The following is an 11,731-nucleotide window of genomic DNA, read 5'->3' as shown; positions in this document are numbered from 1 at the left end:
AGCCGCCGCTGGCGTTGTTGTAAATTGGCGTAGCCGAGACAGGGAGGTCGAGGCTCGAAGGTCGAGCAAGGCGAATGTTGCAAAGCAACAAGCTTATGAGCGCGAGCCAAGGAAGGCGAGCTGGCCCTTATGCATGGATGCATTTGGCGAGTCCTGAGTGTAGCCAATTGGCTTCATAAGCCAGCGGGGATTTCGGCTACGTCGGGGTGTCCTTGGGGATGCAAGGGGCTTTGGACAAGCAAAGCCCCTTGTCCGGTGTGGTTTGGCGAGTGTCGCGCAGCGACTGGCTGCGAGCGAGAGCCAGGGATGGCGAACTGGCCGTTGTGCATGGAGGCATTTACACCACGACTTTAGGCCGCTGGCACAGCGGCTATCATGGCTTCTAACTAAAAGTTACTAATTAGTATTGGCAGGGCCTCCGGCGACGGATGTTTCTCATTGCCTGCCGCAGGCTTATGCACAGGCGATCCTGTGACTCGGCGAGAGTTGCGCAGCAACATGCTTTCGAGCGCGAGCCTTGGATGGTGAACTGGCCGTTGTGCAAGGAGGTATTTACACCACGACGTTAGGCCGCTGGCACAGCGGCTATCATGGCTTTGAACCAAATATCACTAATAAACCTGGTTTTAGCTGCCAGCTAAGTTGCAGCCCATCACCTGCGGTGCGCCTCTCGCACAGGCGATCCTGTGACACGGCGTGAATACGTCCCTGTAGCCTCGACGAAAACATCCTTGTTTTCGACGGTCACAGTTCCGCCTGTGCCTGAAAATGAGGTGTATGTCTGCAGACACTTCAGATGTTTCAAGCTACTCAGTGCTAACAGAATTACACCAATTCCCCCTTCGGAGCCGCCGCCGGCGTTGTTGCAAATTGACGTAGCCGAGACAGGGACGTCGAAGCTCGAAGGTCGAGCAAAGCGAATGTTGCGAAGCAACAAGCTTATGAGCGCGAGCCAAGGAAGGCGAGCAGGCCGTTGTGCATGGAGGCTTTTACACCACGACTTTCGTCGCAGGCACAGCGGCTATCATAGCTTTGGCTGAAAGCCATTACCGAGACGCAAAACAGCGCCAAGTAGCGGCGATGCGGCACTCTGAGAGGAATTTTCCACTGACTTGGTTTACATAAAAGCCATCAAAGCATAAACAAGCCCCATTAGGGGCCGAGTTCCACTTGGATATGACGCCAACTCAACTGATGAGATCGAAATGGCTCTGATAGGTTTGGACCCAACGCAATAATTCGACTCGATTACGAGATTGCGTCTTACGGAAAATTGATGAGATATGTGCCTTGACCGTATGCTCACTGATACACAGACGTTGGGCTATCTCTTTATTGCGGGCACCGCTGGAAACCAGTTGAATAATGGTACGCTCACGCCGAGTCAACATCTGCAGCATGGAAACCGTATCGGCGGATATCTCATTACCAGCATCCAATGTCTTGACCAGCTTGCGGAACATCTTGCTGATAAGAGTTCTGTCGTACCAGAGTTCATCGGCCACCATCTTGCGCAGGCCAGTAAGCATAAGATCGATGCGTTGATCTGAATAAAGCACCCCACGGATCCCCAGCAACATGGCAGATTCCTGATCCAGTGACCCCCTGGCAACCTGATAGAGGGCAACTGGCACATGGGACACCAGGCGACCAGCCAATAAGGGGATCCCCTTATTGTCCAAAGCGGACCCCTTCTGAGATATTAGATAGAAAGTACTATCGTTTTTCTGCGGTTCCAACTGCTCCGGATGGCGGATAATGCGGGTTTTGAGACCGATTGACTCGGCCAAAATGGCTAAATGACAAGGGGCGGCCACCTGATTTATAAAAACCAACTCATTGATACTACTCATATTTACTCTTCTCCCTGAAAAGTCTCACTCATACCCCTAAAGGGGTGACTTCCTTAATCAACTGACATGAGCTTATACAAAATGTATTGGATGATTCTGACCCGATAGTGTCAGTTTTTCATCACCATAAAGTATGATTCTAACAACCTTTAATCGTATTACCAGATGAAATCTTGTAAAGATAACAGACGAAAGTCTGAGCCATGCCTATCAATCACCAACAAAGCGCTTCAATTGACGGTCATGAAATGAGGATAAAACCATCAAAGCGGCGAGGGCACCGACCAAGGCCATCAGCATATCCGATTGAGTATCCCAGACATAGCCCTGGGTACCGAGAAAAGCCTCGGCGCCGGTTCCGGTAGCAACGGCTACCCACCATTCAATCAATTCATAAAAGGCCGACAAGGCCAGAGCGAAACAACTGACCAGAAAGGTACACCAGCCACCCGGCTTCACAGCTTGATTACGCAGTAGTATCTCCCTGGCAATCATGGCCGGGATAAACCCTTGCGCCAAGTGACCCAACTTATCGTAGTTATTGCGCTCAGAGCCCATCCACTGCGCCAAAGTATCAAACAACGGCACCTCGGCATAAGTGTAATGAGCCCCAACAAACAGGATCAGGCAGTGCACCAAGATTAAGCCATAGACCAGTGTGGTCAGCGGAAAACGTTTGCGGGTAAAAAACAGTATCGGCAGCGCCAGCATTCCCGGCAACGCCTCCAACCACCAAGTAAAATCATCCTTGGGAGCAATGGCCGACCAGATAAGTACTGCAAAATAAATAACCAGCCAAATAATCGTGTTTTTCAAGCCACTTTTCCTTTACCTGTGATTGTTCTCAATTAGGAATAAATACTTTAGCCATCTAGCCCTCCACTTCATCTTAAAAAAGTGCTACTTTGATTGGGCATGAGCGAAAGCATCATAGCATACGTACATTAGTTATTAATCAAGAGGGTACCTATATCATGGCGAAACACTCGCTGGACAAGGATAAAATTAAAATCCTGTTGTTGGAAGGCGTCCACCAATCAGCCGTCGATGTGCTGGAACGGGCTGGCTACACCAATATCGAGTATCACAAGGCATCACTCTCCGGCGCTGAGCTGCAGCAGTCGATCAAGGATGCCCATTTCGTCGGAATCCGCTCCCGTACCCAACTGACCCAAGAAGTATTACAGCAAGCCGAAAAGCTGGTTGCCATTGGATGTTTCTGTATCGGCACCAACCAGGTCGACCTCAAAGCCGCCGAGCAACTGGGTATTCCGGTATTCAACGCACCCTTCTCCAATACCCGTAGCGTGGCCGAACTGGTACTCGGTGAAATCATCATGCTGCTGCGCGGTATTCCGCAGCGCAACGCCCTTGCCCATCGCGGTGGCTGGCTCAAGAGCGCCAATGGCAGCTTCGAAGCCCGCGGTAAGACCCTGGGGGTCATAGGTTATGGCCATATCGGCACCCAGCTTGGGATACTCGCCGAAACCCTGGGGATGAAAGTGATCTTCTTCGATATCGAAGACAAACTGCCGCTGGGTAACGCTCAGCAAGTACACTCAATGGAACAGTTGTTGTCTCAGGCCGATGTGGTCAGCCTGCATGTGCCTGAAACACCACAGACCAAAGAGATGATTGCCCAAGCCGAGCTGGCGATGATGCGCAAAGGCAGCATATTGATCAACGCTTCTCGTGGCACAGTGGTAGATATCGATGCTCTGGCGGTAGCCCTCAAGGAGCAACAGTTGGCGGGCGCCGCTATCGACGTGTTCCCGGTTGAGCCCAAGTCCAACACAGATGAATTCCAAAGCCCGCTGCGCGGCCTGGACAATGTGTTACTGACCCCACACATAGGCGGCAGCACAGAAGAAGCCCAGGAAAACATTGGTATTGAGGTTGCCGGTAAGCTGGCCAAATACTCAGACAACGGCTCTACCCTGTCGGCGGTCAACTTCCCGGAAGTATCGCTGCCACAGCATAAAGATGCCTCCCGTCTGCTGCATATTCACCACAACCGCCCAGGTATTCTGATCAAGATTAACCAGGCGTTCTCGGAGAAAGGTATCAACATCTCCGCCCAGTATCTGCAAACCACGCCGACCATAGGTTATGTGGTAATGGAAGTGGATACCACTCAGGCGGAAGAAGCCCTGACAGAACTCAAGTCTATTGAAGGTACTATCCGTACTCGTTTGCTGTTCTGATTTTTACAGGGCGCCATATTGCCATTGGCGCCCTGTTTATTTCTGTTAAATCCGCTACAATCGCAGATCTCTTAATGCCTTCAATCTCAGGATCTTGTTATGAGCATTTGCGTTTCTCAGCCCGATTGGCCACTGGATGCCGGCATTCCGGATCTGCTTATTTCCCGTCTCTCTCACTTGGGTCTGCTCGCCGTTACCGGTGAACAGGGCCGCAGCTTTATTCACGGTCAGGTCACCACAGATATCAGCTCTCTCACGGCCGAGGAGTGGCGTTGGGGTGCGCACTGCGATCCCAAGGGCAAAATGCTTTCAAGCTTCAGAACCTTTGCCCTGGGTGATGCTCTGATGTTGATGATGCCAAGAGATACCCTGGCTGCCGACCTACCGCAACTAAAGAAATATGCGGTATTCAGTAAGGCCGAACTGGTCGATGCCAGTGACGATTACAGCCTTCTGGGTGTTGCCGGCGCCAAGGCAGCCGCTTGGCTGGCTGAACAGTTCCCGGGCTTCAACGCCGAGCAACAAGTCAGCACCTTCGATGGCGGCGTAGTGCTACAGGACGACGAACGCTTTATTCTGGTACTGCCCAAGGCCCAGGCCGAAGCCTTGTGTCAGCAACAGCCACTAGTCGATGCCAGTGCCTGGCAAGAGCTGGAAATCCTCGCCGCCTACCCTAACCTGCCGGCATCACACATGGGCCAGTTTGTACCGCAAATGTGCAACCTGCAGGCCATCAATGGCATCAGCTTCACCAAGGGTTGCTATATGGGCCAGGAAACCGTGGCCAGAATGAAGTATCGCGGCGGCAACAAGCGAGCCCTCTATATCCTCAAGGGTAAAGCCACTGTCGATGTCACCCCAGAAACCACGCTGGAAATGGCGTTGGATGAAGGTTTTCGTAAGGGCGGTAGCATTATTGAAGCCGTACAACGAAATGGCGAGTTACTGCTGACCGCAGTGCTGGCCAATGACACTGAAGTCGGCGCCCAATTCCGCATCGCCGATGATGAAAATAGCGAACTGACGGTACTGCCTCTGCCCTACTCTCTGGAAGAGCAGGAGTAACAATGAGTGACCCAATAAAGGCGCCTTCGGCGCCTTTATTTTTATCTGCCGTTCGTCGCTACTCGGCGCCAGGCTCGGTTTCCATATGGGTATCTCGCACCTCAATCACCTGAGGCAGTATCTGTTTGAACAGTTCCACCAGTTCAGGATCGAAGTGTTTTCCCGCCTCGGACTCCAGTAGCGCCATGGTATCTTCTATGCTCCAGGCCTTCTTGTAAGGGCGAATCGAGGTCAGGGCATCAAAGACATCTGCGATAGCGACTATCCGCCCCTCCAAGGGAATCTCCTGTCCCTTCAAGCCATTGGGATAACCTGAGCCATCCCACTTCTCGTGGTGGGTCAGCGCAATGCGCCGGGACATCTGCAACAGAGGATCAGGATGCTCTCCAATGATCTCGGCGCCGATTTCGGCGTGTTGTTGCATGATCAGCCACTCTTCGGCATCCAGTTTGGCCGGCTTTTTCAGCACAGCGTCCGGCGTGCCTATCTTGCCGATATCATGCATGGGCGCCGCGTTATAGAGCAGTTCGCAAAAGTGGTCCGGCAGCTTGGCCTGCTGTGCCAGCAACTTGGCATAATGGCTCATGCGAATAACGTGCAAGCCGGTCTCATTATCCTTATATTCGGCGGCGCGGCCCAGACGACGAATGATCTCGAAGCGGGTCTGCTCCAGCTCACGGGTGCGTTCGCGTACCTGTTGCTCCAGCAAACGTTTCTGATCATAGAGGGCCAAGTGGTTACGCACCCTGGCCTTGACTATCGGGGCGCTGACAGGCTTAGTGATGTAGTCGACGGCCCCCAAATCAAAGCCTTGGGTCTCATCGGCAACATCTGAAAGGGCGGTGACAAAGATCACCGGAATATGGCTGGTCATGGGTTCCTGCTTGAGACGCTTACAGACTTCATAGCCATTCATGCCCGGCATCATCACATCCAGAAGGATCAGATCCGGAGGAGTCTTTTGTGCCAACGCCAAGGCTCTGGGGCCATCTATCGCCACCTTGAGTTTATAATCGTCGCCAAGGATCCCCACCAGAATATCTATGTTCTCCGGTGTATCATCCACCACCAGCACAGTGGCTTTTTCCATCCCTATCTCCCTCTTGCTCCAGACACCGATTTACATCTCGGCACGGCAGGTTCCGCCGTAGCCCGTAATTATCTGTTGAGTATAGTCAGGCTTATTCCGCCTCGTTCAGCTCTTGTTGTAATTCGCGAATAAGGTCGGCAGCATCGTCAAACTGATAGCTGCCGACCATGCTGCTGACGGGTTTCAGGCGCTGCCACAAAGGTTGACTCACCCGGCGGCTCAAGGCTTCCAGCTGAACAACGGCATCGGCATCGGCGTCTTCCAGAGTTTGCAACAACTGCACCAGCGCCGCTTTGAGCGCCTCGGTATCCATCTCCTCGGCGGCATCAGCTTCCTTCTGAGGATCACTTTGTGGCTTATCACCTATCCAGGTTGCAATGGCTTCAACAATGGCTGCGACCCGGGTTTCCACCGCCAGCAACTCTTGCTCACACGCTTCACCAGCCGCCAACTTAGCCTCCAATTGCCTGGCCTCTTCCACCAAAGGCTCGGAACAGAGGTTACCTGCCAGCCCCTTTAGGGTATGCGCCGCCCGAACGGCTTCTTCCTGCTGTTGCTCCTTGAGCGCCTTGCGGATCCGTTTACCGACATTACCCTGACTGGTGAGAAAACGCTCGAAGATGCGTCGATAGAGGCGCTCAGAATACTGCACCAGCTGCAGCCCCCGATCGATATCCAGACTCTCCTGTTCTGGCCAACTCACTAAATGGGCAGTTTTTTCCTCACTCGGTTCGCCGACCTCAGCGTTTTCCGGTGAGCCGAGCCTTGAACCACCGGTCAGATATTGCAACAACACCTGGTACAAGAGACTGACTTCTATCGGTTTGGCGATGTGATCATTCATGCCGGCTCGCAAACACATCTCCTTATCACCAGCCATGGCATTGGCCGTCATGGCAATCACAGGTAACTGCTCAAGCCCTGGCATCTTACGCAGTGCCTCTGTGGCCTGATATCCATCCATCACCGGCATCTGACAGTCCATCAACACAAGATCAAACGGTTGCTGCGCCAACTTCTCCAGTGCTATCTGGCCATTCTCGGCAATGGATAAGTTTATGCCTACCTGCTCGAGAAACTCGGTCGCCACTTCCTGGTTCATCTCGTTGTCTTCCACCAGCAGCACACGCTTGCCGGCAAGCGCCGCCAGTTGCAGGGATTCGAGATCCAAGGCCTTGCGTCTGATGGGAATATGCCCCTGACGCCCAAGCGCCAGCATGATGCCATCGAGCAGCCTGGAGGCACTGACCGGCTTGGTGATATAGCCATTCAACCCGAGCCGCTCCAGCTGTTCGATAAAATCGCTATTGGCATGAGCCGACACCATGAGGATCAGCGGCGGCTCCTTTAACTGCAACATTTGCCGCGCGGTTTCCATGCCGTCCAGCTCAGGCATCTTCCAATCGATCAGGGCCATCTTGTAGGACTGGCGCTTCACCTTATCCAGTGCCTCCATGCCGCTGCGGGCGCAATCGACGGCAAAGCCCATGCTCTCGAGCGTGGTACGCAAGATATCTCTGGCAGTGCCGTTGTCATCGACCACCAGAATCGGCATGCCCTCCAGCTCCTGCTCTACATTCAAAGCATCGTTGTCCGCCACCTTGAGCCGCACAGTGAAGAAGAAACAGCTGCCGTTGCCAAACTGGCTCTCAACCCCGATTTCACCGCCCATCAGTTCCACCAGCTGTTTGGAAATCGCCAGCCCAAGCCCGGTACCGCCGTATTTACGAGTGGTAGAAGTATCGGCTTGGCTGAAAGACTTGAATAATCTGGCCTGTTGCTCGGCCGTTAGACCTATGCCACTGTCGCGCACCGCGAATCTCAGGATCACTTCATCCTGCTCACGGCTGAGCTCGGTTATCGACAGCATCACTTCACCGCGTTCGGTGAATTTAATGGCGTTATTCATCAGGTTAATCAATACCTGACCGAGACGCAGCGGATCACCTTCCAAGTGACTGGGCACGCTTGGGGCCACAGCAAACAGCAGTTCCAGCTGTTTGTCGGCGGCGCGCTCAGAGAACATATCCCCGAGATCTTCCAGAATGCTGTCGAGCTGGAACGGCACCACTTCGATATCCAGCTTGCCGGCCTCTATCTTGGAGAAGTCGAGAATGTCATTGATGATCCCCAGCAGGGATTGCGACGCCCGTTCGATTTTTTCCACATAGTTACGCTGTTTGCGATCCAGCTTGGTCTGCAGGCACAGCTGAGACATGCCGATAATGGCGTTCATCGGGGTGCGGATCTCGTGGGACATATTGGCAAGGAAGTCACTCTTGGCCTTGTTGGCGGCATCGGCATCTTCCTTGGCCAACATCAACTCGTTGGACAAGAGTTTCAAGCGGGTGATGTTGGCAATACTCATGACGACGGAGCGTTGCCGTACTTCATCTTCCTCGAGTTCAGAAGCGTTGACGGCCATCCACATAGGCTCGCCCGAAGCACTGAGCAGGCGCCACTCACCGCTGACACTGTGATCGTCACTCCGCTTCAGCCGTTCATACAGTTCGCTGGCATTACCTCTATCTTCAGGCGCCATCAAGTCGGCAAACGAGCGACGTTTCAGCTGCTCGGCACTCATCCCCATATCAGTGCAGAACTGGCCGTTGCAGTCCATTATGTTGCCGCGATCATCCAGGTTGACTATGCCTATACCTGCGTTATCGAACAGGGCGCGGAAGTGGGCCTCGCTCTGGGCCAGCTCGGTTTCCATCGCCTTACGGCCACTGATATCGGTCAGATAGCCATTCCAAAGCATGCCATCCTGTTGCTTACTGCCCTTGGCACCGGCCTCGAGCCAGCGCATCTCACCGGAAGGATGTTGGTAGCGAAACTCTTTGATCCATTGCAGACCATTCTCACCCGAAAGCAGACGAATAATGCTGTCCCTGTCTTCGGCAACGATCCGCTCGGCCACCAGCTCAAAGTCGGCCATCACCTCATTCTTGTGATGCCCCAGCGTGGCGATGGCGGCGCTGGAAAGGAAGGTGAATCTGCGTTGCTGTGGGCTTTGCCAAAACAGTTGATACACAGTGCTGGGCACAGACTCTGTGATGGTTTCCAGTTGTTCCCGTGACTGCTCCATCTTTTCCTGAGCCAGCTTGCTGTCGGTGATGTCATTGAGACTGCCATCAAACCACAGCGGATTACCGTCTTCGTCATAAGTAGCCTTACCCTTTTCATGGATCCAGCGCACAGCGCCATCCCGGTGGCGAATCCGGTACTCGACATCGAAGGGTTGCTGCTCGGCCAGAGCCGAGTTGATAGTATCGATACACAGTTGTTTATCTTCATCTATGACCAGGGAGCCATAGCTGCGCTTCTTGCTATCGATAAAGTGCCAGGCCGGATAACCACTTATCTCGGTGATATTGTCGCTGACATATTCCATGGTCCACTGTTCATCGACCCGGGTACGATAAACGGCGCCGGGAATATTGGATACCAGGCCGCGAAAACGGCTCTCGCTTTCGCGAATTTTGCGTTCTACCGCCAGTTGCTCGGTCAGGTCCCGAATCGATGCCGCCACCTGACGTTTACCCTGATGATCGACCGGCAACAGGCTCAAACCTATCTGCACCGGGAACTGGGAGCCATCACACTTGAGTGCCTGCAGAGCCTTGCCCTTGGCCATCATGCGCTCTTTGCCCTCGGTTACAAAGGCATGGCGCTTAGCCGCATGCTCCAACCGGTTCACTTCCGGCAGCAGTTGGTCGATATTGAGTTTGAGCATCTCCTCGGCGTCATAACCGAACAGTTCCTGACAGCGGCTGTTAGAGAACACCAACATGCCGCCTTCATCGACAATCAACATCGCCTCTGGCGCCGCTTCCAGCACGGCATTGGCCCAGGCCGCGGCAGAAAACTGCTCGGTGACATCATTAAACAGCATCTCTACCGAAATCAGCTTACCTTCATCATCGAGCAGAGGCTGCATAAACAGATCCAAACGCCTCAGCCCGCCCTCGGCATCGGCCAGCTCCACCTGATGTGGCGGCACGGACTCTCCGGCCAACGCCCGCTCCATATACTGCCAGTTGGCTTCGTTGATGCTGTTGCTGGAAAACAGCCGCTGATACTTGCGCCTGAGCACCTCTGGAGTGATACCCAAGACCTTCTCCACCCCATCACTGGCCTGTACTATGGCACCGTTGGGATCCATAGAGCAGTAGAAGGACTTGTCACTCATACCATCGATAAGTTTGGCAAATCTGTTACCGCGGGAGTCGAGCAGCGCCTGTTCCCTCTCCTCGAGAATTTCAGCCATCTCATTGAATTTATTGCTGAGAGTCGCAATCTCCCGCACCACACCTTCGGGCTTTTGTAAACGTTTGATCAACCCCTTGCTGAAATCCACTATCCCGGCCTCCAACTGCTCCAGAGGCTGGGTGAGACGCTTGGCACTCCAATAACTGGTGACCAGCAGTATCATCGCCAGTAGCAACAGGTTAATCGTCAGAGAACTGAAGTTTTTCAGGAAAGAACGCAATAACTGCTTCTGCGGGGTAATCACCAATACCCGCCATTCCAAGGGTGCCACTCTGGCGACACTGGCTAAATACTGCACATCATTGAGATCGCTCAAGGCCACCTCGGGGGTGTCGGCGGCATAGACATGCTGCGCCGCTTCTTTGCCCTCGGCAGTATTGGCGAGCCAATCTTCCAGTTTAGCGCTGCGGTTAAGATTATTGTCCGGGTGATAGATGAGATGCCCCTGGTTATCCAGCACCAACAGCTTTTTAGGATCTATACCCAAACGAGCAGGTAGACTGGAGAGAGCCAGATCCGTAGTAACCACACCCAATGGCGCCGCTTCACCACCAAAGCGCTGTGAAAAAGTGATCATCAGCGTATTGCCGGCACCCTCATCAAAATAAGGGGGAGTCCAAAACCCATCCGCCAGCTTGAGAGCTTCGGTCCACCAAGCCCACTCACCGCTGGTGTAATCGTAGGCTTCCTGACCTATGTCCATGGTCGCAATAGAAAGATCCTGGCGGAAAGCATAGGGCGCGAAGCGTTTTTGACCGTCCAAAACCCCGGGTTGGAAGGCGATGGCGCTGCCGTAAAAGTTGGGGTTACGATGCAATCTTTCAGTAAGAAGATGATAGAGGTTGCCGGGTTGCAACAAGTGTTCAAAGGACTCGAGATTACCCAGATCAAAGGCCAGTGTTTGGGTATCCCGCTGTGCTAAAGACAGCTCAAACTCGAGCCTTTTAGCGGCAAAGTCAGCCTTTTCGGCCAAATCGGTGAAGAAAGCCTTCTCTTCATCCTGATAATTAAACCAGCCGGTCACTCCAGAGACCACCGTCATGATAGTGATTAACGGAATGGCTATCTGTAGCAATATACGGCTGCGAAAAGTCCTGAGTGTCGCGGTATCCGGCATAGTTTTGCTTCTCTGATGAATTTTTTAGAGGGCTGCGAGTAACACCCTGTAGTCAGGCACACTCTCTTGGGCAATGAACGCCGAAGAACATCAGGAGACTGAGGTCAACTAACTGATTAGAGATTAAAAA

General features: G+C 53.2%; 7 protein-coding genes. 3 read left to right on the top strand and 4 right to left on the bottom strand.

The window, feature by feature from the left end; genetic code table 11:
- Window positions 1–218: 218 nt before the first annotated feature.
- Window positions 219–386 (top strand): hypothetical protein, encoded by a 168-nt coding sequence (locus tag K5621_RS04230; RefSeq protein WP_221050514.1) that lies wholly within the window; start codon window positions 219–221, stop codon window positions 384–386.
- A gap of 801 nt (window positions 387–1,187) precedes the next feature.
- Here the strand turns inward: K5621_RS04230 and K5621_RS04225 are convergent.
- On the bottom strand, window positions 1,188–1,853 hold the full coding sequence (locus K5621_RS04225) for a helix-turn-helix transcriptional regulator (RefSeq protein ID WP_100142557.1): 666 nt from the start codon (window positions 1,851–1,853) through the stop codon (window positions 1,188–1,190).
- Between the two features lie 210 nt (window positions 1,854–2,063).
- Window positions 2,064–2,669 (bottom strand): DUF2238 domain-containing protein, encoded by a 606-nt coding sequence (locus K5621_RS04220; protein WP_100142556.1) that lies wholly within the window; start codon window positions 2,667–2,669, stop codon window positions 2,064–2,066.
- 158 nt (window positions 2,670–2,827) lie between these two features.
- Here K5621_RS04220 and serA point away from each other — a divergent pair, with 158 nt between their 5' ends.
- Together serA and ygfZ are read left to right on the top strand one after the other, a co-directional pair.
- On the top strand, window positions 2,828–4,057 hold the full coding sequence (gene serA / locus K5621_RS04215) for a phosphoglycerate dehydrogenase (protein WP_100142555.1): 1,230 nt from the start codon (window positions 2,828–2,830) through the stop codon (window positions 4,055–4,057).
- Window positions 4,058–4,156: 99 nt separating this feature from the next.
- On the top strand, window positions 4,157–5,122 hold the full coding sequence (gene ygfZ / locus K5621_RS04210; protein ID WP_100142554.1) for a tRNA-modifying protein YgfZ: 966 nt from the start codon (window positions 4,157–4,159) through the stop codon (window positions 5,120–5,122).
- A gap of 58 nt (window positions 5,123–5,180) precedes the next feature.
- Here the strand turns inward: ygfZ and K5621_RS04205 are convergent, their stop codons facing one another.
- Window positions 5,181–6,212 (bottom strand): response regulator, encoded by a 1,032-nt coding sequence (locus K5621_RS04205; protein ID WP_100142553.1) that lies wholly within the window; start codon window positions 6,210–6,212, stop codon window positions 5,181–5,183.
- 91 nt (window positions 6,213–6,303) lie between these two features.
- The gene (locus K5621_RS04200) at window positions 6,304–11,601 is read right to left on the bottom strand and encodes a PAS domain S-box protein (RefSeq protein ID WP_221050513.1); all 5,298 of its coding nucleotides are present in this window, start codon (window positions 11,599–11,601) and stop codon (window positions 6,304–6,306) included.
- Window positions 11,602–11,731: the final 130 nt, after the last annotated feature.

The sequence above is a fragment of the Shewanella carassii genome (assembly GCF_019670705.1).
Lineage (GTDB): Bacteria > Pseudomonadota > Gammaproteobacteria > Enterobacterales > Shewanellaceae > Shewanella > Shewanella carassii.
The sequence above is the reverse complement of the archived record's forward strand: the minus strand, read 5'-3'. Positions and strand labels throughout refer to the sequence as shown.

Coding starts and splice junctions, on each gene's coding strand:
- ygfZ (WP_100142554.1), top strand. CDS start 4,157: ATGAGCATTTGCGTTTCTCAGCCCGATTGGCCACTGGATGCCGGCATT.
- serA (WP_100142555.1), top strand. CDS start 2,828: ATGGCGAAACACTCGCTGGACAAGGATAAAATTAAAATCCTGTTGTTG.
- K5621_RS04205 (WP_100142553.1), bottom strand. CDS start 6,212: ATGGAAAAAGCCACTGTGCTGGTGGTGGATGATACACCGGAGAACATA.
- K5621_RS04200 (WP_221050513.1), bottom strand. CDS start 11,601: ATGCCGGATACCGCGACACTCAGGACTTTTCGCAGCCGTATATTGCTA.
- K5621_RS04225 (WP_100142557.1), bottom strand. CDS start 1,853: ATGAGTAGTATCAATGAGTTGGTTTTTATAAATCAGGTGGCCGCCCCT.
- K5621_RS04230 (WP_221050514.1), top strand. CDS start 219: ATGCAAGGGGCTTTGGACAAGCAAAGCCCCTTGTCCGGTGTGGTTTGG.